The sequence below is a fragment of the Amycolatopsis sp. NPDC052450 genome, assembly GCF_044547565.1.
Taxonomy (GTDB): domain Bacteria; phylum Actinomycetota; class Actinomycetes; order Mycobacteriales; family Pseudonocardiaceae; genus Amycolatopsis.
In genome coordinates, this window is sequence record NZ_JBIUAQ010000050.1 from 36,489 (window position 1) to 56,650 (window position 20,162).

At 68.2% G+C, this 20,162-nt stretch carries 19 protein-coding genes; 11 read left to right on the plus strand and 8 right to left on the minus strand.

Translation table 11 applies throughout. From position 1 onward, the window contains the following. Position 1: 1 nt before the first annotated feature. Positions 2–2,110 (minus strand): elongation factor G-like protein EF-G2, encoded by a 2,109-nt coding sequence (locus tag ACIHAO_RS41360; protein ID WP_396567527.1) that lies wholly within the window; start codon positions 2,108–2,110, stop codon positions 2–4. A 164-nt stretch (positions 2,111–2,274) separates the two neighbouring features. On the opposite strand from ACIHAO_RS41360, the gene ACIHAO_RS41365 reads away from it, so the two are divergent. Continuing rightward, complete coding sequence (locus ACIHAO_RS41365; protein ID WP_396567529.1) at positions 2,275–3,693, plus strand: FAD-binding oxidoreductase; 1,419 nt, start codon at positions 2,275–2,277, stop codon at positions 3,691–3,693. Positions 3,694–3,883: 190 nt separating this feature from the next. Beyond that, positions 3,884–4,798 (plus strand): pyridoxal 5'-phosphate synthase lyase subunit PdxS, encoded by a 915-nt coding sequence (gene pdxS / locus ACIHAO_RS41370; protein ID WP_125788066.1) that lies wholly within the window; start codon positions 3,884–3,886, stop codon positions 4,796–4,798. A gap of 60 nt (positions 4,799–4,858) precedes the next feature. Here the strand turns inward: pdxS and ACIHAO_RS41375 are convergent, their stop codons facing one another. Next, on the minus strand, positions 4,859–6,238 hold the full coding sequence (locus ACIHAO_RS41375) for a UDP-glucose dehydrogenase family protein (protein ID WP_396567531.1): 1,380 nt from the start codon (positions 6,236–6,238) through the stop codon (positions 4,859–4,861). Positions 6,239–6,451: 213 nt separating this feature from the next. On the opposite strand from ACIHAO_RS41375, the gene serC reads away from it, so the two are divergent. From serC to ACIHAO_RS41405, 6 genes are read left to right on the plus strand one after another with little or no spacing between them, the layout of a single operon-like run. Continuing rightward, positions 6,452–7,603, plus strand: coding sequence for a phosphoserine transaminase (gene serC / locus ACIHAO_RS41380; protein ID WP_396567533.1), 1,152 nt, complete (start codon positions 6,452–6,454; stop codon positions 7,601–7,603). Beyond that, positions 7,596–8,750, plus strand: a complete 1,155-nt coding sequence (locus ACIHAO_RS41385; protein WP_396567535.1) for an FAD-dependent oxidoreductase — start codon at positions 7,596–7,598, stop codon at positions 8,748–8,750. The genes serC and ACIHAO_RS41385 overlap by 8 nt, the downstream gene beginning before the upstream one ends. A gap of 35 nt (positions 8,751–8,785) precedes the next feature. Continuing rightward, positions 8,786–9,556 carry a class II aldolase/adducin family protein gene (locus tag ACIHAO_RS41390; RefSeq protein WP_125796795.1) on the plus strand — a complete coding sequence of 257 codons (771 nt, stop codon included), beginning with the start codon at positions 8,786–8,788 and terminating at the stop codon, positions 9,554–9,556. Further along, positions 9,549–10,061, plus strand: a complete 513-nt coding sequence (locus tag ACIHAO_RS41395; protein WP_396567537.1) for an NUDIX domain-containing protein — start codon at positions 9,549–9,551, stop codon at positions 10,059–10,061. Before ACIHAO_RS41390 ends, ACIHAO_RS41395 begins: the two co-directional genes overlap by 8 nt. Next, entirely contained in the window at positions 10,058–10,762 is a 705-nt protein-coding gene (locus ACIHAO_RS41400) for an HAD family hydrolase (RefSeq protein ID WP_396567539.1), read from the plus strand. Before ACIHAO_RS41395 ends, ACIHAO_RS41400 begins: the two co-directional genes overlap by 4 nt. Next, the gene (locus ACIHAO_RS41405) at positions 10,752–12,017 is read left to right on the plus strand and encodes an MFS transporter (RefSeq protein WP_396567541.1); all 1,266 of its coding nucleotides are present in this window, start codon (positions 10,752–10,754) and stop codon (positions 12,015–12,017) included. The genes ACIHAO_RS41400 and ACIHAO_RS41405 overlap by 11 nt, the downstream gene beginning before the upstream one ends. Here the strand turns inward: ACIHAO_RS41405 and ACIHAO_RS41410 are convergent. Beyond that, on the minus strand, positions 11,939–12,721 hold the full coding sequence (locus ACIHAO_RS41410; protein ID WP_396567543.1) for a BTAD domain-containing putative transcriptional regulator: 783 nt from the start codon (positions 12,719–12,721) through the stop codon (positions 11,939–11,941). The two genes, ACIHAO_RS41405 and ACIHAO_RS41410, sit on opposite strands and share 79 nt — an antisense overlap. A 297-nt stretch (positions 12,722–13,018) precedes the next feature. Here ACIHAO_RS41410 and ACIHAO_RS41415 point away from each other — a divergent pair, with 297 nt between their 5' ends. Continuing rightward, positions 13,019–14,101 (plus strand): class I SAM-dependent methyltransferase, encoded by a 1,083-nt coding sequence (locus ACIHAO_RS41415; protein WP_396567545.1) that lies wholly within the window; start codon positions 13,019–13,021, stop codon positions 14,099–14,101. Here ACIHAO_RS41415 and ACIHAO_RS41420 read toward each other — a convergent pair. The 5 genes from ACIHAO_RS41420 to ACIHAO_RS41440 all read right to left on the minus strand — a co-directional run bounded on the left by ACIHAO_RS41420 (position 14,050) and on the right by ACIHAO_RS41440 (position 18,340). After that, a complete protein-coding gene (locus ACIHAO_RS41420) occupies positions 14,050–14,487 on the minus strand; it encodes an NUDIX domain-containing protein (RefSeq protein ID WP_396567547.1) in 438 nt (145 codons plus the stop codon). The genes ACIHAO_RS41415 and ACIHAO_RS41420 overlap by 52 nt on opposite strands. Before the next feature lie 35 nt (positions 14,488–14,522). Further along, positions 14,523–15,290 (minus strand): class II aldolase/adducin family protein, encoded by a 768-nt coding sequence (locus ACIHAO_RS41425; RefSeq protein WP_396567549.1) that lies wholly within the window; start codon positions 15,288–15,290, stop codon positions 14,523–14,525. A gap of 18 nt (positions 15,291–15,308) precedes the next feature. After that, positions 15,309–16,439, minus strand: a complete 1,131-nt coding sequence (locus ACIHAO_RS41430; RefSeq protein ID WP_396567551.1) for a glycosyltransferase family 4 protein — start codon at positions 16,437–16,439, stop codon at positions 15,309–15,311. A gap of 267 nt (positions 16,440–16,706) precedes the next feature. Beyond that, entirely contained in the window at positions 16,707–17,132 is a 426-nt protein-coding gene (locus ACIHAO_RS41435; protein ID WP_396567553.1) for a PaaI family thioesterase, read from the minus strand. After that, on the minus strand, positions 17,132–18,340 hold the full coding sequence (locus tag ACIHAO_RS41440; protein WP_396567555.1) for a 3,4-dihydroxy-2-butanone-4-phosphate synthase: 1,209 nt from the start codon (positions 18,338–18,340) through the stop codon (positions 17,132–17,134). The genes ACIHAO_RS41435 and ACIHAO_RS41440 overlap by 1 nt, the downstream gene beginning before the upstream one ends. Before the next feature lie 308 nt (positions 18,341–18,648). Between ACIHAO_RS41440 and ACIHAO_RS41445 the strand changes: the two genes are divergently transcribed. After that, on the plus strand, positions 18,649–19,062 hold the full coding sequence (locus ACIHAO_RS41445; RefSeq protein WP_396567557.1) for an SgcJ/EcaC family oxidoreductase: 414 nt from the start codon (positions 18,649–18,651) through the stop codon (positions 19,060–19,062). Positions 19,063–19,098: 36 nt separating this feature from the next. After that, positions 19,099–20,046, plus strand: a complete 948-nt coding sequence (locus ACIHAO_RS41450; protein WP_396567559.1) for an LLM class F420-dependent oxidoreductase — start codon at positions 19,099–19,101, stop codon at positions 20,044–20,046. Positions 20,047–20,162 lie beyond the last annotated feature (116 nt).

The window sequence follows — 20,162 nt, forward strand, 5'->3', positions numbered from 1 at the left end:
GCTAGTGGGCCACCGCTCCTTCCGGCATCGGCTCGAACCGGGCGTGCCTGCGGGTGAACGTCGCCGTGCCCGACGTCAGTGAACGCAGGTCGATGGCGTAGCGCAGGAGCTCGATCGCGGGCACCTCGGCGCGGATGACCGTGCGGCCGCCTTCACCCGATTCGGTACCGAGGACGCGGCCGCGCCGGGACGAAAGGTCGCCCAGCACGGTGCCCAGGTGCTCGTCCGGCAGCCGCACGGCCACCTCTTCGAGCGGTTCGAGCAGCGCGATCTTGGCCGCCGCGGCCGCCTCCTTGAGGGCCAGCGCGCCCGCCGTCTGGAACGCGGCGTCCGACGAGTCGACGCTGTGCGCCTTGCCGTCGACGAGGGTCACCCGGATGTCGATCAGCGGATGGTCGTCGACGATCCCTCGCAGTGCCTGGGCCCGGACTCCCTTCTCGACACTCGGGATGAACTGGTGAGGCACCGAGCCGCCGACGACCTTGTCCACGAACTCGAAGCCCGAACCCCTCGGCAGCGGCTGGACCTCGATGTCGCAGACGGCGAACTGGCCGTGGCCGCCGGATTGTTTGACGTGCCGTCCGTGCCCGCGGCCCGGCCCGGCGAAGGTCGACCGCAGGCTGATGCGGACGGGCTCGGTGTCCACGTCGGCGCCTCCCGCGCGCAGCCGCGACAGCACGACGTCGGCGTGCGCCTCGCCCATGCACCACAGCACGAGCTGGTTGGTCTCGGCGTTGCGGTCCAGCCGCAGCGTCGGGTCGCCCGCGACGAGCCGGGAAAGGTTGCGCGCCAAGGTGTCCTCGTCGCTGCGTGTCTTCGCGACGACGGCGACCGGCAGCAGTGGCTCCGGCATCGCCCACGGTTTCATGATCAGCGGGTCTTCGGGCGAGGAGACGGTGTCGCCCGTTTCCGCCGAGCCGACCTTGGTGAGCGCGCAGAGATCGCCGGCGACGCAGTACGGGACCTCGCGCAGGTTAGCCCCGAGCGGCGAGTACAGATGCGCGACCCGTTCGTCGGTGTCGTGATCCTCGTGGCCCCGTTCGGCGAGACCGTGGCCGGAGACGTGCACCGGGCGTTCCGGCCGGAGCGTCCCGGAGAACACTCGCACCAGCGACACCCTGCCGACGTAGGAGTCGACAGCGGTCCGCACCACCTCGGCCGCCAGCGGGCCGTCGGGGTCGGCGCGAAGACCGGCATGCGGTTCGCCGGTGGGCGAGGTGACCTCCGGCGGGACGTGCTCCAGCGGTGACGGGAAAGCGCGCACGATCCCGTCGAGGACCTCGGCGAGCCCGACCCCGGTCGTCGCGCACACCGGGATCACCGGATGGAAGGAGCCTCGGGCGACGGCTGTTTCGAGGTCGGCGATCAGCGTGTCCTCGGAGATCTCCTCGCCGGAGAGGTAGCGGTCCATCAGGGACTCGTCCTCGCTCTCGGCGATGACCCCTTCGATCAGTTCGTTGCGAGCCTCGGTCATCCGGGCGAGATCGGCCTCGTCCGGCTCGCCGACCTCGGGTGGGAAGCCGTTCGAATAGTCGAAGTAGCGGCGCGTGATGAGTCCGACGAGCCCATCGCGAGCGGGGAGGTACAGCGGCAGGACTCCGGCGCCGAAGGCCTCCTGGCAAGCGGCGATCTCGCCTTCGGGATCGGCGCGATGATGGTCGAGCCGCGAGACGACCACCGCCCTCGGCATCCCGACGGCCGCGCACTCCTCCCAGACCGCGACCGTGGCCGCGTCGACGCCTTCCGCCGCGCAGACCACGAACAACGCCGCGTCGGCGGCGCGGAGCCCGGCCCGCAGTTCGCCGACGAAATCGGCGTACCCGGGGGTGTCGATGAGGTTGATCTTGTGGCCCTGGTGCAGCACCGGCGCGACCGAAAGGCCGACCGACCGCTGCTGCCGGACCGCGGCGGGATCGTGGTCGCATACGGTGGTGCCCTCCACGACCGAGCCTGCCCGCGTCACCGTGCCGGAGGCGGCGAGCAGCGCTTCGGCCAGTGTCGTCTTGCCTGATCCCGAGGGGCCGACCAGGACGACGTTGCGTACTTTCGCCGGGTCGTCCACAGCGACGGCGGCCCCGGAGTCTCCGTTCTTGCTCTGTTTGTCGGCCATGCCGATCTCCTCACCACACGATGCCGCGTACAGGTGTGTCCTCGATCACACACCCGCGACGGCCGTCGCGGCAAGGCGACCGGCGAGGGACCCCCCGAATGTCGAAGCGCCGTTATGCTCGATGGCGGACACCCGGAGGCGGATCCGACGGTGGGGGATGAGCGATGGAGCTCGGCAGACGAACGGTGTTACGGCTGGCAGGCGCGGTTCCGGTGCTCGCGGCGGCGCCCGCGGCGATCCCCGAGGGCGGTGGTCCGTGGGAACGGCTGCGGTCCAGGCTGACGGGTGAGCTGTTCCGGCCCGGTGACCCCGGCTATGACGAAGTGAGGCTCGGGTTCTTCAGCCTCTACGACCATCGGCTGCCCGCCGGTGTCGCGGTCTGCGCGACCGAGGACGACGTGCGGAACTGCGTCGATTTCGCGGCCAGACAGCGGATTCCGATCGCGGCCCGCTCGGGCGGGCACAGTTACGCCGGCTATTCCGTTGTGGACAGAGGACTCGTCGTCGACCTGTCCCGGCTGAACACGGTCGAAATCCTGCCCGGCGGCCGGGCGGCGATCGGCGCGGGCGCGCGGCTCGGCCAGGTGTACGAGGCACTGGCGGCGGCGGGCCGCGCACTGCCCGCCGGCAGTTGCCCTCAGGTCGGCATCGCGGGCCTGACCCTCGGCGGCGGAATCGGCGTGCTCGCCCGCAAGTACGGGCTGACCTGTGACAGCGTGGAATCGGTGCGCTTCGTCGGCGCCGACGGGAAACCGCGTCTGGTGTCGGCGGAGACCGCGCCGGACCTGCTGTGGGCGTTGCGCGGCGGCGGTGGCGGCAACTTCGGCATCGTCACGTCGTTCACCTTCCGCACGGCGGCGGCCAGGACGTTGACGAACTTCAACCTGATCTTCCCGCCCGCCGCGCTGGCCTCGCTGGTCGCGGCCTGGCAGGAGTGGCAGCCCGCGATGCCGGACGAACTGTGGTCCGGGATGGGCCTCGGCGCGACGGTCGCGAACTGTGGTGGCTGCTTCGTGGGCTCCGCCGCGCAGGTGAACCCGCTGCTGGACGATCTGATCCGCCGCGTCGGCACTCAGCCGACCAAACGCGAGGTGACCGAACAGGGCCATCTGGCCACGATGCGCGCCTTCGCGCGGGAGGCCGACTTCCCCGCCGCTGTCGCGCAGCGCGGCGAGTACGTGGCCACGTCGAGGATGTTGACCCATCCGGTGCCCGACCCCGGCGCGCTGGCGTCGCTGCTGACGAGCGATCCGGAACTGTATTCGATCGTGGACGCGTACGGGGGCGCGATCGCGCGGGTGCCGTCGAGCGACTCGTGCTTCCCATACCGGTCGGCGCTGGGGAGCATCCAGATCACCCGTGGTCTGGAGGGCGGCGAGGCGTACGCGCGCCGGTCGATCGGCCTGGTCCGGGACGAACTCGGCCGGGAGTACGGGCGGGCCGGGTACGTCAACTACATCGATCCGGAGATGCCGGACTGGGCGAAGGCGTACTACGGCGACAGCCTCCCTCGGTTGCGCCGGGTGGCGCGGAAGTACGACCCGGACGGCCTCTTCGCCTTCACCCAAGGCCTGGCCCGCTAGCCCTCCTTCCGCATTTGGTCCTCTGGATGTGGTCCTTGCACGCGCAACTACCGCGTTCAGAGGACGAATGCGGGCCAGATCACCCAGTGGACTGCTGAAATCGCTGCGAACTGGCCTGCTTCAGAGGTCCAAAAGCGGCCTACCCTCGAAGGCGTCACCCCACCTCGCGCGCTTTCCGAAAGGTCCAGCAGTGTCTGACGACTCCACGAACACGGCCACCACCTCGCTCACCGGCACCGCCCGGGTCAAGCGCGGGATGGCGGAGATGCTCAAGGGCGGTGTGATCATGGACGTGGTCACCGCCGAGCAGGCGAAGATCGCCGAGGACGCCGGCGCCGTCGCGGTGATGGCGCTCGAGCGGGTCCCCGCGGACATCCGCGCGCAGGGCGGCGTGGCCCGGATGAGCGACCCGGACCTGATCGACGGCATCATCGAGGCCGTTTCGATCCCCGTCATGGCGAAGGCCCGCATCGGCCACTTCGTCGAGGCTCAGCTGCTCCAGTCGCTCGGCGTCGACTACATCGACGAGTCCGAGGTCCTGACCCCGGCCGACTACGAGAACCACATCGACAAGTGGGCCTTCACCGTGCCTTTCGTCTGTGGTGCGACCAACCTCGGCGAGGCGCTGCGCCGCATCAACGAGGGCGCGGCGATGATCCGCTCCAAGGGCGAGGCCGGCACCGGCGACGTCTCGAACGCGACCACGCACATGCGCAAGATCCGCGCGGAGCTGCGTCGCCTTTCCTCGCTGCCCGAGGACGAGCTTTACGTTGCGGCCAAGGAACTCCAGGCCCCGTACGACCTCGTCAAGGAGGTCGCGGCGAAGGGCAAGCTCCCCGTCGTGCTGTTCACCGCGGGCGGTATCGCGACCCCGGCCGACGCCGCGATGATGATGCAGCTCGGCGCCGAAGGCGTGTTCGTCGGCTCCGGCATCTTCAAGTCCGGCAACCCGGCGCAGCGCGCCGAGGCGATCGTCAAGGCCACCACCTTCTACGACGACCCGGACGTCATCGCCAAGGTTTCGCGCGGTCTCGGTGAAGCGATGGTCGGCATCAATGTTTCAGATGTTCCCGAGCCGCACCGGTTGGCTGAGCGCGGCTGGTAACAGTCGGACGATCGCCAAGAGGCCCTGTGAACGCCTGTTCACGGGGCCTCCTGTGTTCGCCTACGAGTCCGGGCTGATCGGCGCCGCCAGGGTTGAGCGGTCCCGGTCATCGGCGGGCGGGCGCCCGAGTGCATAATAGGCCCAGCCCGCGGCGCTCCACCGCTGAGCGTCCAGGGTGTTGCGGCCGTCGATGACCTGGCGCGTGGCGACCACGGCGCCGACCACCGCCGGATCGAGTTCCTGGAACTCCTGCCATTCGGTGAGGTGCAGCAGCACGTCGGCACCGGTCGCCGCCTCGACCGCGGAACTCGCGTAGTTCAGGTTCGGGAAGTTCTTGCACACGTTGTCGGCCGCCTTCGGGTCGTAGACGGTCACTTCGGCGCCCTGGAGCTGGATGGACGCGGCGACGCTGAGTGCGGGTGAATCGCGGATGTCGTCCGAGCCGGGCTTGAACGCCGCGCCCCAGGCGGCCACTCGCTTGCCGCGGAAGGACCCACCGCACCGCTCGCGCGTGAGGTCGACCATCCGGCGCCGGCGGCGGAGATTGATGGCATCCACCTCGCGGAGGAAACCCAGCGTGTGCCCGACGCCGAGCTCGCCGGCTCTGAACTGGAAGGCGCGAAGATCCTTGGGCAGGCAGCCGCCGCCGAAACCGAGACCGGGCAGAAGATACTGCTCGCCGATGCGCGGATCGTGCGCGAGCGCGCGGGCGAGGTGGGTGACATCGGCGCCGGTGGCCTCGCAGACCTCGGCCATGGCGTTGATGAACGAGATCTTGGTGGCCAGGAACGCGTTGGCGGACACCTTGACCAGTTCCGCCGTAGGCAGATCGGTGACCACCAGCGGCACGCCGCGGGCGAGCGGGATCCGGTACACCTCGCGCAGAAGGGATTCGGCTTGTGGGGAACTCACCCCGAACACCAGCCGGGCCGGGCTGAGTGTGTCGCCGATGGCGAAGCCCTCGCGTAGGAATTCCGGATTCCAGGCCAGCTCGACGGGCGCACCGGCCGGCGCACGCCGGCGCAGGCGGCCGGCGAGCCGCTCCGCTGTCCCGACCGGGACCGTCGATTTCCCGACCACCAGGCCCGGCCCGCGCAGCGTGGGGGCCAGCCGGTGAATCGCTTCTTCGAGAAAATGGAGATCGGCTGCCCTGTCGGTCTTCTTCTCCGGCGTTCCGACGCAGAGGAAATGTACGGTAAGTGCGCCGCCGGCGAACTTTTCGATCTCCTCGTACGAGGAGGTAAATCGCAGTCGGCCGGATTTCAGATGTCTTCGGACAAGACGTTCGAGGCCCGGCTCGTAGAACGGCGGAGTTCCGGCGGATAGTGCGGACACCTTTTCCGGATCGGTGTCCATGCCGAGTACTTCGAACCCCATTTCAGCCATGCAAGCCGCGTGTGTGGCACCCAGATAGCCGGTCCCGAGAACGGTGATTCGCATAGCTGGGATCCCCTCGGTGGCACGGGCTGCCAGTCCGATACTGCGTCGTCCCGCTCGGCAAGGTCAAGTGTGAATCGGCTGATAAGCGCCCCTTTTTCGAAGGTCCACACAGTTTCCATACAGGCCCCATAAATGTCCCACAGAGAGCCGCCGGTGAGCGGTCCCCGTCGCGGGGAGGCTTTACGATCCGGTGTTGTGCCTGACGATGAAGCAGTGGATTTGAGTCTCCCGGACGGTCTGTTGCCCGCCGACGGGCGATTCGGGTGCGGCCCGGCCAAAGTGCGGCCCGAGCAACTGGACGCGCTCGCCTCGCGCGGCGCGGACTTCCTCGGGACCTCGTACCGCCGTGGCGCGGTGCGCGCGTTGCTCGGGCGGGTTCGCGCCGGGCTGCGGGAGCTGTTCGAGCTGCCCTCGGACTACCAGGTGGTGCTCGGCAATGGCGGGGGCACGGCCTTCTGGAACATCGCCACCCACGGCCTCATCCGAAATCGGGCCCAGCACCTGTCCTTCGGTGAGTTCTCCGGCCGTTTCACCGCGGTCGACCGGGGCACGCCGTGGCTGGCCGAGCCTTCGGTGATCGAGAGTCCGCCCGGAACCCATCCGGAGCCGCGCGCGGAGCCGGAAGTCGATGCCTACGCGCTGACGCAGAACGAGACCTCGACCGGCGTGGCCATGCCGATCCGCCGGGTGCCGGGTGCCGATGTCGACGCCCTGGTGCTGGTCGACGGAACCAGTGCGGCCGGGGGCATGCTCGTGCGACCGGAGGCGTTCGACGTCTACTACTTCGCACCACAGAAGTGCTTCGGTGCCGACGGTGGGCTGTGGATCGCGCTGATGTCACCGGCGGCGGTGGCCCGCGCCGAGGAGATCGCGGCCGGCGGCCGATATATTCCGGAGTTCTTCAGCCTGCCGGCCGCCATCGACCACTCGGCTCGTGACCTCACGTTCAACACCCCGTCGGTGGCGTCGCTGTTCCTGTTGAGCGAGCAGATCGACTGGCTGCTCGGCCTCGGCGGGCTGAGCGGTGCCGCGGCCAGGGCGGCGAAAACGGCCACGCTGGTCTACGGCTGGGCCGAGGATTCGCCTTACGCGGCACCGTTCGTCGCCGAACCGGAACAGCGGTCGCCGGTGGTCGCGACGATCGAGTTCGCCGAGCACATCGACGCTGCGCACCTGGTCGCCGGGCTGCGGGCGCACGGCATTCTCGACCTGGAGCCCCATCGCAGTTTCGGCCGGAACCAGATCCGCATGGGCATGTTCCCGGCGATCGAGATCGCCGACGCCGAAGCGCTGTTGTCCTGTATCGACCATGCCGTCGCACAGCTCGGCCGACCGGCCGGGCGGGGAAGGAGGTCCAATGCCTGATGCACCTACGGTGGTGGTGGTCGGCGCTGGAATCGTCGGCGCGTCCATCGCCCATAGCCTTGTCCAGCGGGGTTGGTCGGTTACCGTCGTCGAGCAATACACACCGGGACATGTGCGGGGCTCCAGCCACGACACCTCCCGGGTGCTCCGGTTGTCCTACGGCGGAGGCCGTGACATCGACGTCTGGTACACCCGCCGGGCCTGGCGCGCCCGGCAGTTGTGGCAGGAAATCGGGGTGGAGGAAGGAATCGAGCTCTTCCACAACGTGGGCGTCGTCTGGTTCGCCAGAGGAGAGGCCGAATTCGAGGAACAGAGTGCTCGCAGTCTCGAGGCGCTGGGCCTCCCGGTCGAGCGGCTGGCCCCCGAGGCGGCCCGCGACTTCTTCCCCGACGTGCGCTGCGACGACCTCGAATTCGTGTTGCACGAACCGAGCAGTGGAGTGTTGCGGGCTCGGCTGGGCGTGCTGACCCTGATGCGCCGTGCTTTGCGGGCAGGTGCCAGGTTACGCATCGCCAAGGCCCGGCCGGACGCGAAAGGCAGGGCCATCGTGGACGGCAAGGTGCTGCCCGCCGATCAGACGATCTGGGCCTGCGGTCCGTGGCTGGGACGATGGTTCCCGCATCTGGTGGAGATCGAATCCGTCCGGCAGAACGTCTTCTACTTCGGCGTGGAACCGCACTGGCGGACGCCTGGCCTCCCGGTGTGGGTCGACGGCGGCGCATACGGGGCCGGGGACATCGACGACAGTGGCTTCAAGGTCGGCGGAGCGCTTGGCGCGGCTCCGGTCATCGATCCCGATCTCGCCGACCGCCCTCCCGATCCGGAGGCCGAGCAAGCCGCCCGCTGGGCGCTCGCCCACCGGTTTCCCGCGCTGGCCGGCGCTCCATTGGTGTCCCGGCACGTCTGCCAATACGAGTTGACCGCCGATCAGCATTTCCTGCTCGCGCCGGTGCCGGGATCGGGCGGCGGCTGGCTGGCAGGCGGGGGCGGGCACGCGTTCAAGTTCGGTCCCGCGTTCGGCGAGTACGCCGCAGACGTGATCGAGGGCGGCGAGCAGCCACTGCCCGAGTTCGGGCTGGGACCGCGGGAGAAGTACCAGAGCAAGGAGAGCGCGACCCCGGGACAACTGGCTCGCCAGCACCGCTGAGTTCCTGATCGGTAGCCAACGACAAAGGAGAGAACATGTTGTACGAAGCCGAACGGCAGCTGCTCGTGGAAAGCATCAACGACATGGCCCGCTGGGGGATGATCGAGACCACCGGCGGTGGCTTGAGCGTCCGAGCCGACAACGGCGACATCATCGTCACCGCCACCGGTTCGGCCTTCGCACGCTGGAAGGTCACACCGCGCGACATGACGGTGATCTCGGCGACCGGCGAACTGCGGGAGCGCACCGGGGGAGTGGCGCCGGTGGGCGCGCTGATCCACATGGCCGCCTACGAGATGTTCCCCGACTGCCGTGCGATCGTGCACGCGCACAGCGCCTATGTGCTCGCGTTCGCCTCACTGGGCATGGGCATTCCCTCCTGTGTCAACCAGCTGGACACCTTGGGCGAGGTGCCCTGCCTGATCGCCGACGACACCGCGGTCAAGGGCGGGGTGCTCAGCGGCGAGTCGGACCGGCCCGAGGTCAAGCTGCCCGACGGCATCGCCCAGCGCCCGGAAATCGCGGCTGTCGACACCTATCAGCTCATTCCGCAGCTGAAGCAGAAACTGGGCCCGCGGGCGGACGAACTCAAGCGCCACGGCCTGGCGTGCGTACTCTATCGCCATGGTGCCTTCACTTTCGCCCGTGGACTGACCGAGGCGGTGGAGAACCTGGCCAGGGTGGAGATGAGCGCGCGGACGGCTGTCTTCCAGGCGATCCTGCGCGGCGGTCTGGCCGGGATCGAGCCCAACCTGCTGTTCCCGAAGGCGGGGCTGGCCGTCGAACAGCAGCTCGCGGATGTCTGACGGCTCCGCCGAAAGCGCTTACTACGCGCAACTCGCCCGGACCAGGGGTGCCGCCGGGGCGGTGCAGCTCGACGGCACCGGCCGGGTGCTCCTGGTCCGGCCCGGGTACAAGCCGGTCTGGGACCTGCCTGGGGGCGTGATCGAAGCCGGGGAGTCCCCGCTGGCCGCGTGCACTCGCGAGGTGCGGGAGGAACTCGGCATCACACCGGTGCTCGAGCGGCTGGTCGGGGTGGTGTGGTTCCCGCCCCGGCCCCGCCGCGCGGCGTCGAACCTGTTCGTGTTCGCGGGTCGTCTGCCCGAGACCGCTCAGTCCGCCATCGAACCGGACCCCGGGGAGATCGCCGAATTCGGCTTCTTCCCGGTGTCGGCGCTACCGGAGGTGGAACCGCACACCGAACGCCGGGTCCGCTCGTGCGTCGAGGGATATCTCGGTGGAGGAACGGTGTACTACGAGGAATCGACGAAACCGGCGTGGTACGGCGGTTCCGGGGAGGGACCGGGATGAGCCTGCGCGAACCGGTCGAAACGGTACTGCTGGATGCCGGGGGAGTACTGATCATGCCGGCCGCCGAAGCCGTGATCGCGATCCTGCGGGGCGGAGGTGTGCAGGCCGACGTGGGTGTGATCGACCGCGCTCACTACGCGGCCACCGCGGCGAACGACGCGTTCCCTCCGCGGAATCGTCTGCTGTACCTGAAAGCCTTCGCCCGGGCGTGCGGGGTCGAGGACGACCGAGTCGAGCGGGTGGTCGTCGAACTCGCCATCGCCATCGACGGTCCGAAGTGGACTCGCGAGCTGGCCGGAGCCGCGAAGTCGTTGCGCGCACTGAGTTCCTTGCCGGTCGCACTCGGCGTGGTGTCCAACTCGGTCGGGCTGGTGGCCGAACAGTTGCGGCAGGCCGGCATCTGCCAGGTGGGGCCGGGAACAGGAACCGCGGTGTCCCTGGTGATCGACTCCGCGCTGGTCGGCGTCGCCAAACCGGATCCCGGGATCTTCCACCTCGCGCTGCGGGAGCTGGACGCCGATCCCGAGCGGACGGTCTACGTCGGGGACACCGCCCGTATCGACGTGGACGGTGCGCTCGCCGCCGGGATCCGGCCCCTGCACCTCGATCCGCATCGTGACTGCCCCGATCCACCAGGGCGACACGAACATCTGCGCAGCCTCGGCGACCTGGCCGCGTGGGTGCACGCTCATGGACGATGAACCAGGCGTCCCCACGATCCGCCGGTCGCCGAACAGGTGGGTGCTCCTGTCGGTGAGCCTGATCGCCTGGGCGGTCGGCGCCACCGCGGTGTTCCAGCTCTCGCTGGTGCTGCCCGCTTTGCGTGCGGAGACAGGGATGTCGCTGGCGCTGGCCGGAGCGCTGGTCGGGGTCGCCAACGGCGGACTGACCGTGGCCATGCTGGGCTGGGGCCTGTTCGCCGACCGCTTTGGCGAGCGGTGCGCCATGTCGTGCGGCCTGTCCCTCTGCGCCCTGCTCCTGTGCGTGGCCGCTGCCACCGATGGTGTCGCGGCCCTGTTCGCTGTGTTCGCCCTCGTCGGGACGACCGCGAGCTCGGTGTACGCACCGAGCGGGCAGGCGGTGGTGCGGCGGTTTCCCGTTCGACAGCGCGCTTTGGCTCTCGGACTCACCCAGACCGCGACACCGCTCAGTTCGGCGCTGGCCGCGGCGATCGTGCCGGGTGTCGCGGCCACTCACGGCTTGTCCGTCGTCTGGCTCGGTATGGCCGGGCTCTGCCTGCTGACCGCGCTGGTGGTGTTCCTGTTCGGCGGACAGCCGCGGGCGGAGGGGGCCCCGGTCGTTACAGCTCCCGGCGATACCGAGCCGGTACCGTGGCGACGGATCTACGGGGCCTGCGCGTTGCTGATCCTGCCTCAGTCCGCGCTGCTCACGTTCAGTGTCAGTTACCTCGTCGATGATCGAGGCTGGAGCCCGGTGCAGGCGGGGTGGCTGCTCAGCGGGGCGCTCCTGCTCACCGTGCTCACCCGGCCGCTGGCCGGTTACCTCGCGGACCGTCTCGGGACCCCGCTTGGCTTGATGCGGATCTTCGCCTTCGGTAACGCGGTGGTGCTGTCGCTCGTCGTGATCGGTGCGGTGACGAGGACCTGGCTGGGCACGGTGATGGTGCTCGTCGCCTGCGTCTCGACGATCACCGGTTACGGGCTGGCCTCCACGGCGGTCGCCGGATTCGCCGCGCGGGCCCGGTTGGGGCGTGCGCTGGGAGTGCAGCACACACTGCAGAGCCTGGTGACCACCGCCGGTCCGGTGGTGCTGAGCGCGGTCATCGGCAAAATCGGGTACGCGGGGGCGTTCGTGGTCATGGCGGTCGCTCCTCTCGCCGGTGGGGCGCTGCTGCCGGTGGCGGCCGAACGGCCCGGTCAGTCCCGGCAGCAGTGCTCGAGCACTTCGGTGGAGGGCGCGCCGGCGAGGATGGCCTGGTGGACGCGGCGAAGATAGGCGGAGGGTTCCACGCCGGTCTGCGAGACCAGGTTCCGCCGCGCGTCCAGGTACGCGCCGAGGGCCTCGCCTTTGCGCCCGGACCGGTACAACGCGAACATGTACTGCGACCAGGTGAGTTCCGAGATCGGGGAAGCCGCGATCAGCTCGCGGAGTTCGCCCACCACTTCCTTGTGCTGCCCCAGTTGCAGCCGGGCGTGGACGAGGTCGTTCAGCACGTCGGCCCGGCGTCCCTCGAGTGCGGTGATCGGTGCGATCAGCGCGGGGGTGACACGGACGTCTTCGAGCGGTCTTCCGCGCCACAGATCCAAAGCGCTGCTCAGGCATTCGGCGGCGAGTTCATGGTCGGACTGACGTAGTGCCGCCCGCCCCTGCGTCGCGAGCCGTTCGAAGACGGACAGATCGAGTTCGTCGGCGCGCACGCGCAACAGGTATCCGGGCATCCTGGTGATCAGCCGGTCTCGCCCGGCGTCGCCGGCGGTGTCGAGCAGACGGCGGACACCGGCGACATAGCTGTAGACGTTCGCGACCGCGGAGCGCGGAGCCGGGCCGTCCCACAGCATCGCGGTGAGCCGGTTCACCGACACGATGTGGTTGGCATTGAGCAGAAGTATGCTCAGTAGCGCTCGTTGCTTCGGCGTGCCGAGGCCGCTCACCCGGCTTGCCGGGCCGGCTTCAACGGGACCCAGAACACGGAAATCCATTTGTCATGTCCCCCCATTGCCCGAAGATCAAGTGACGTGAGTGCATTCGCAAGGTGTCGGGTCGCGAAAATGACACTTTAGGTCAGAGTGTCACAAGTTTGGAGTTCATGCAACGCGATCGAACGGCCGATTTCACGCGGATGGGCCTTGACGGCGGGCTGTGCCGACGCTATCCCACCCGTGATCTTGCCGAGTGTGCCCCGGAATCAGCTCCGGAATACTTTTCCGGCATGTACGAAATGGCGTAGGATGAGTATCGGGGATTTATCGCCGAGTCTTTTCGTGGAGGGCGAGGTCGTGAACTTCACCGATGACGAGCTCCTGCGAATCCGGCCGGAGCGGATGGCATCCGCTTATATGGAATACCGGCGATCCGGTTACGAGTTCATCTATCGTGCGGCCTTGGAGAATGGTGTGCTCGACGAGCTCGGCACACCGCGTACCGTGGCGCAATTTGTGGCCCGGCACGGAGTTGCGCCGGGCAAGGCGGTGGTGGCCGAGTTGCTTCTCGAAGCACTGAACAGGTGCGGAGCGGTCCGCCGAGTCGGTGATCGGCCTTCGCGCTTCAGTGCGGTGACCGATTACGTGCCGCCACGATCGATTGACGATGAGCTGATCCGGCTGGCCACCGGGAAATCGAGTTACAGGGAGCTTGGGTACAGCGGGAGTTTCGGCCGCGTAGTGGCGTCTCTGACCCATGAGGAAAAGCATGCGTTGTCGGGTTTCGATGCCTCGAACGCCGATCTCTGGGATCAGGGAATGCAACTCCCGTACTATCGGTACGCTCGAATGTGTGCGGTACGCACACTGGTTTCCGCGGGTTCGGATTTACTCGATCTGGCTTCCGGAACCGGGTTGGGACTGCTTGAACTCGCGCGTCATACGACCGGCGGTGGCCAGGGTCGGTTCGTCGGCGTGGAGGTCAGCCCGGACTTCGTCCGAGTCTCGGCCGAACGCACCGCCGATGCTCCCCGGACTCGCATTGTCCAGGGGGATCTGGAACGACCACTAGCCCTTCCCGGTGCGCAGTGCTTCGACGGTGCGATGCTGGTCGGCGCTTATCACTATCTGCGGGACGCGACGCCGATGTGGCGGAGTATGGCGCGGCTGGTGAGAGTGGGCGGTGTGGTGTGCTTGGCAATGGCGTACTTCCGTACCGGCAGCTATGACCAGGAACTGGTCGATCTGCGTTACGCGCAAAGAAACCCGGTGGCACACCCCCGTACCCGTGCGCAGGTGATCGCCGAGGCGGGGGAGGTGGGTTTCGTACTGGAGCGCGAGTTCTGGTTCGGCTGCTTCGGCTGGCTCGCTTTCCGCGCTACAGCCGATCAGCGCGGGTCGGAGGGCGCGGACATGACCTCGCAGCCGAATTCCAGATAGGCCACGCGCCCGGCGTCGTGCGCCCGGCGGCAGACCTCGATCCGCCGGGCGATATGCGGTGCCATCAGCTCCCGGAACCGGAGCCTGTCGACGAACCGGCAGGCCGACAACTCATCGGGCGGGAGCCGGATCGCGGATATCATCTCGTCCGGGATCCGGCCGGCGAAGACGAACACGTTCGAATCGTCCCGGCTGGACCGCGGCGGTATCCAGTCGACACCGGCGAGCGGACCGAGCACCGGGGCGATGCCGAGCTCCTCGCGCAGTTCCCGCACGCACGCCGCGAGCGGCGACTCGCCCTCCTCGATCACCCCTCCCGGCAAGCCCCACCCCGGTTTATAGGTGGGTTTGACGATGAGAATGCGTCCGTGATCGTCGAAGAGCATTCCCGCGGACGCGCCCCTGGTACCCGGTCGCGTGCTCAGCGGCTGTTCCCCGAATACAGGTTTTCCGACCAGGTTGCGCCAGGGTGGTGCAGTGCGTCGGGTTTGATCCCGCTGATCCCGCCGTGCAGGGTGGCCTGGAACAACGCGGTCCGGGCGCTGACCTCGATCCGCGTGAGGTTCTCGACGGCCTCGTCGAGGTGACGGGCGAAGACGAAGACGCCGTGCCGGTAGACCACGAAACCGAGACCGTGCTTGTCCAGTTCGTCGGCGCGGGAGCCGAAGTGTTCCAGCATCTGGGGGTTCACCGTGAGAAGGTAGCCCGCGATCACGTCCGGGCGCGATCCCATGCATTCGGCGACCTCGATGTCGACCCGTCCGGCGAGCACATCCTCCTTGACGGTGGGGTCGTCCGAGGTGAAGCAGGGTACCTCGCCCATCGTGTCGAGCTTGTTCGTGCAGGAGGGCACGCCGAGGCCGAGCGAGGCGAACGCCAGGCTGTACGGTGCGTGGGAGTGCACGATCGCGTTGCAATTCGGGAATTCCCGGTAGATGGCCATATGCAGTGGCGCGTCCGGTGGCGCCAGATCCGTGGCGCGCTCGACGATCGAACCCTCGGGCCCGTAGACCATCAGATTGCGGGCGGTGATGTCCCATCGCACGAACGCGGAGCTCGCGGTGGTGCTCACGATGTTCCCGGAGCCGGCGCGGACGCTGACCGAACCACCGGCCGGGTCCAGTGTCCCCCAACGTGTCATGTCGCTGACGGCCCGGATGATGTGGTGGCGTTCGGCTTCGTGGCCCATTCTGGCGATCCTTTCGATCTATGCCGTCCGGTCGGGTACCGACAGCGGTGAGGGGTTCCGGTTCCACGCGCGAACTTCTCGCGCGAGCCTGGCATAAGCGAGGAAGCAACGGGTCTGGGAGAACGATCGGGCGTTGAGCCGGGCACGGCTGCCCATGGCGTCGAGACGGCTCGCGGGCCACCTCGCGGCCTCGGCCAGCGCGAAGGCGAGGCCACCGGGATCGTCGGTGGAGTAGACGAGGCCGGTGATCCCCGGTATCACCAGTTCGGTGCTGCCCCCGCGATCCGGCACGATCTGCGGGATGCCGGCGCCGCCCGCTTCGAGCACCGAACGGCCGAAACCTTCGATGTCGCAGGCCGAGACGAGGACATCGGTACCTGCCTGCCACCGATGACCCGGTACATGGCCAGGGAATCGGATGTCCCGGCCGGGGCAGAGCTCGTCTGCCAACCGCCGGAGATCCGGTAACGCCGTACCGGTCCCGTAGATGTTGAGCTGTGCGTGCGCGGCGAGTTCGTCGGGCAGGCGCGCGAAGGCGTGGATCACCCGGTCGATCAGTTTCCACGGCTCGGTTCGGGCGACCACCGAGAATCTGCGTGGCAGTGGTGGCTTCCGGGGCTTCCGGTACAAGTCGAGGTGGACGGCGTTGTGGATGGTGACCGCGTTGACCGGGCCGGAAGACAGCTCTCGGATGCTTCTCGTGGCAGCCCGGCTGACACCTACCCAGCAGTCGGCGCGGGAGAGAATGTCCCAGTGGAGTTCGCCGGGCAGACGGGGAACCAGCCGTCGTACTCGGGGATCGACGGTTCGCAGGCGCTGGTCCGCGACGAGGATTCCCCGCAGAACCGAAATGACCGGTACGCCGAAGAAATCCGCCGCCGCGATATCCACCATCGCTGTCCGATGCGCTCCGATGAGCACCGTTCCGGCGGAATCCACGCCGAGTTCGGTGACCAGTGCCTGTTCGTAGGCGTCATAGTCCGTGACCTGCCGTACGTGAACACCCGGTGGAGCAGGCGTGGGGACGCCGTCGTCACCCCACCAGATGACGACGACCTCGATCCCGAGTAGTTCGCGAAGGCCCCGCGCCAGTTCGAGCGTCGACCGCTCGGCGCCCCCGGACGCCGTTGTCAGCCACGTCAGTACCACGCGCCGGAAGGGCGCCTGGCTTGCTGGTGTTCGCGGTATCCATCGACTGGCCATTGGGTGAACTCTGCCAACCGGGTCTACAGGGAGGCCACCGGAACGCCACAAAGATCCTACAACTCGGTGGGGTCAGAATCGTCTACTGTGTACTGCGGCCACCAAGATGAGGACACGGTTCCCGCGTGCGGGAGGCACCGTGTGCAGCCCCGGAACAAGCCTGACGAAGCGCCCGGCGCTCCTCGGTGAGCGCCGGGCCGTCCCGTCGAGATATCAGGACGCGGGACCGTTCCTGGTCAGCACGCTTCCTTGTGCCGCGGCACTGAGTGTCGTGGTCCCGTCGTCGCCGATCACGTGAAGATCGCAGCGGCAGGTGGCCTGCCGTCGGCCGCTGTGCAGGACCCGCGCCTCCGCCACGAGCCGGATTCCTGTCGCCGGCCGCAGATAGTTGATGCTGAAGCCACCGGTGAGAACGTCTGGACCGAGCGTGGTCCCGGCCGCGAAGGTGATCGCGTTGTCCGCGGCATAGGCGAGTACGCCGCCGTGGAGATACCCGTTCTGTTGCAACAGGTCTTCGCGGATGTCGAGTTCGAGGGTCGCGGCACCGTTTCCGAATGACGTCACCCGGGTCCCGAGCAGGACGCTGAACGGTTGCGAGGCGAGGCCCTTCCGGGCGTCTTCGAGGGTCAGTGCGGTCATCAGAGCCACGCTTTCAGATCGGCCAAATCCACCATGGGCATTCCCCAGCGCAGCGCCGCGACTTCGAGGTCGGCGCTGCCTGCCATCGTTCCGTCGGGGTTCATCACTTCGCAGCACACGCCGACCGGCGGGAGGCCGGCGGCGGTGCACAACGCGACTGTCGCCTCGGTGTGCCCGGACCGCTCGGCGAGCAGACCCGGCCGGGCGGCGAGCGGGAACACGTGTCCAGGCCGCAGGAAGTCCTTGGCCGTCGCGTCCGGATCGGCCAGCTTCCGCACGGTGGCGGCACGTTCGGCGGCGGAGACGCCGGTGCCCGTTCCCGTGGCGAGGTCGACCGGTATCGACCACGCCGTTCCCTGCCGGTCGCCTTCGCCGGGCATCGGCGCGATTTCGAGTCGCCGCAGCACTTCCGGCGCGCACGGCACCGCCGGGAAGCCGCAGACCTGCGTCAGCAGGAAGGTGAACGACTCCGGGCGGAGCCGGGAGCCGGCGAAGACCACATCGCCCTCGCCCTCGGTTTCCGGGTCCCACACGACGACACCGCCACCGGCGGCGAGCTGGCGCACCACCTTCTCCACACCGGCGCGTCCATCGACGTGACCGGCCCACGGCAGCTGGGGCAGCGCCTTTCCCACGGTCGAAGGTGGCGCCTTCTCCACCAACCGGCCGACCAGGTCGAGTTCCAGGTTCACCCGGTCTCCGGCCTCCAGATCGCCGAGTGTGGTGGCCGAGCGGGTCGTCGGGAGCAGCACGACCGAAATCCGGTCACGCAGGACCTCGGCGATGGTCACGCTGACACCGTCGAGGGCGATCGGGGACTTCGCGAGCAGCCTGTCCAGCAGACGCTGCGGCGGCCGGAGCCAGATCCGGCGGGAGCCGCCTTCGTCGTCGATCCGGATCACCTTGCCGACGGCGTCGACGTAACCCTGCACCAGATGGCCGTCCAGCGGATCACCGACCTGAAGCGGCGTTTCGATGATGACGGCGTCTCCGGCCGCGAGCGCGTCGAACGTCGACCGGCGACGGGTTTCCGCGGAGAGCGCCGCCTCCAGGACGCCGTCGACCGGCCGTACGGTGAGCCGTACCCCGTTGACGCACGCCGATCCGCCGTCGCGGACGCGGTCCGCGCTTTTCGGCGCCCGCACACGCAGCACGTCGCCCTTGATCTCTTCTACGGCACCCAGCTCGCCGATTCGCCCAGTGAACATCGATCAACACCCCGTTATGACAGCCGTACCCCGGAGCGTCCGGCGACGGCCGGACACGGGGAACGCGGGGTCTCACCGCCTGGCCCCGGAATCACACCGGGTCGTTCCACCCCCTCGGCGGAACCGGCCGGCTGTACGGCCACACCGTGGAATCGCACCACGAGTCGATCATAGCCAGATCGAGGGTCGCCTTCGCAGGACCGCCGCGGAAGTTTCCGCCGGATCCGCGACTCCTTTCCGCCCGTCGGCCGGTCTTTACTCCTGACCCCGCTTTGGGCGAACCGATCCGGCCTGCCGAGAGGAACCTCATGACCAGCAGCAACGCCAATTCCGCGAACGACGAAAGTGCTGTGCGCGCGGTACTCGACGGGATCTACGCGGCTTGGGCGGGCAACGACGCCGACGCTTTCGTCGCTGCCTACGCCGACGATGCGACAGCCACCATGCCGGGGGGATTCCTGGGGAGCAAGCAGGCGATCCACGCCACCATGGCCGCGGGCTTCGCCGGAGCGCTCGAAGGTTCGCGCGGGGTCGTGGACGTGCGGGCCGTCCGTTTCGTCGGCTCGGACACCGCGGTGGTGAACGCGACGAGCGCCACGGTCATGGCCGGCGATGCCGAGCCGCCCGCCGGACAGTGGGCCATGGACACCTGGACGTTGTCACGGGCGGACGGCCCCTGGCGTGTCGACGCCTACCACACCTGCCCGGCCGCGGCGAACTGAAGCCGCACCCAGGACCGGAGAGAGAATCGAGAAATCGTGCCTGTCAAGTTCAGCATTTTCCTGCCCACCGGTTTCGGCGGGGAACTGGCGCACATCACGGATCCCGTGGACGCCTTCGAAACCGTGAGCCAGGTGGCTCGCGCCGGAGACCGACTCGGTTACGAGACCCTTTGGATCGTCGACCACCTGCATACCATTCCACCTTCCCAGTCGACGTTCTTCGAATGCTGGACCACCCTCGCGGCCTTGGCGCGTGACACCGAACGCATTCGTATCGGCCAGATGGTGACCGGCAACAACTACCGTAATCCCGCGCTTCAGGCGAAGATGGCGTCCACCGTCGATGTGCTTTCGCACGGCAGGTTCACCTTCGGCATCGGCGCCGGGTGGTACGAGTCCGACTACCACGGTTACGGCTACGAGTATTCGGAAGCACCGGAGCGCCTTCGTCAGTTGCGCGAAGCCGTCCAGATCATCCTCTCACTGTGGACCGAGGACGAAACGACGTTCGAGGGCAAGTACTACCAGGTCAACGGTGCCATCAATCAGCCGAAGGGGGTTCAGCGGCCGCACGTTCCGATGCTGATCGGCGGAGCGGGGGAGAAGGTGACGCTGAAACTGGTGGCGCAGTACGGTGATGTCTGCAACGTGATCGAAAGCCCGGCCGGTTTGGCGCACAAATACGGAGTTCTCAAGCGGCATTGTGACGACGCGGGGAGAGATTACGACTCCATTCTCCGGACGACCACCTCGATCTGCATCATGGCCGACACGGACGAAGAGGCACGGGCTCTCGTGCCGGGTGGCACCGAGGCGATCTATCCCGGCGACGTCGGAGAATACGGTCTGATCGGAAGTATCGACACGATCCATCGGCGCATCGCCGCCTACGAGGCAGCCGGTGTCCAGGAGATCGCGATCAGTTTCCCCGAATCCACCGATCTCGATGTGCTCAAGCGATTCGCCGAAGAATTCATCCACTGACCGGTCGAGGGGGGGGGGGGCCCCCCCCCCCCGCGCCGCGCCCGGGGCGCGGGGGTTGGGCCCCCCCCCCGCGCGGCCCGCCCGCGGGGGGGGTTTTGGGGTTAGAAGCCCGGCCG

What these genes read in the sequence shown, in the direction of transcription:
- ACIHAO_RS41360 (WP_396567527.1), bottom strand. Translation starts at nt 2,110, where the DNA reads ATGGCCGACAAACAGAGCAAGAACGGAGACTCCGGGGCCGCCGTCGCT.
- ACIHAO_RS41365 (WP_396567529.1), top strand. Translation starts at nt 2,275, where the DNA reads ATGGAGCTCGGCAGACGAACGGTGTTACGGCTGGCAGGCGCGGTTCCG.
- ACIHAO_RS41375 (WP_396567531.1), bottom strand. Translation starts at nt 6,238, where the DNA reads ATGCGAATCACCGTTCTCGGGACCGGCTATCTGGGTGCCACACACGCG.
- ACIHAO_RS41385 (WP_396567535.1), top strand. Translation starts at nt 7,596, where the DNA reads ATGCCTGATGCACCTACGGTGGTGGTGGTCGGCGCTGGAATCGTCGGC.
- ACIHAO_RS41390 (WP_125796795.1), top strand. Translation starts at nt 8,786, where the DNA reads ATGTTGTACGAAGCCGAACGGCAGCTGCTCGTGGAAAGCATCAACGAC.
- ACIHAO_RS41395 (WP_396567537.1), top strand. Translation starts at nt 9,549, where the DNA reads ATGTCTGACGGCTCCGCCGAAAGCGCTTACTACGCGCAACTCGCCCGG.
- ACIHAO_RS41400 (WP_396567539.1), top strand. Translation starts at nt 10,058, where the DNA reads ATGAGCCTGCGCGAACCGGTCGAAACGGTACTGCTGGATGCCGGGGGA.
- ACIHAO_RS41405 (WP_396567541.1), top strand. Translation starts at nt 10,752, where the DNA reads ATGGACGATGAACCAGGCGTCCCCACGATCCGCCGGTCGCCGAACAGG.
- ACIHAO_RS41410 (WP_396567543.1), bottom strand. Translation starts at nt 12,721, where the DNA reads ATGGATTTCCGTGTTCTGGGTCCCGTTGAAGCCGGCCCGGCAAGCCGG.
- ACIHAO_RS41420 (WP_396567547.1), bottom strand. Translation starts at nt 14,487, where the DNA reads ATGCTCTTCGACGATCACGGACGCATTCTCATCGTCAAACCCACCTAT.
- ACIHAO_RS41425 (WP_396567549.1), bottom strand. Translation starts at nt 15,290, where the DNA reads ATGGGCCACGAAGCCGAACGCCACCACATCATCCGGGCCGTCAGCGAC.
- ACIHAO_RS41435 (WP_396567553.1), bottom strand. Translation starts at nt 17,132, where the DNA reads ATGACCGCACTGACCCTCGAAGACGCCCGGAAGGGCCTCGCCTCGCAA.
- ACIHAO_RS41440 (WP_396567555.1), bottom strand. Translation starts at nt 18,340, where the DNA reads ATGTTCACTGGGCGAATCGGCGAGCTGGGTGCCGTAGAAGAGATCAAG.
- ACIHAO_RS41445 (WP_396567557.1), top strand. Translation starts at nt 18,649, where the DNA reads ATGACCAGCAGCAACGCCAATTCCGCGAACGACGAAAGTGCTGTGCGC.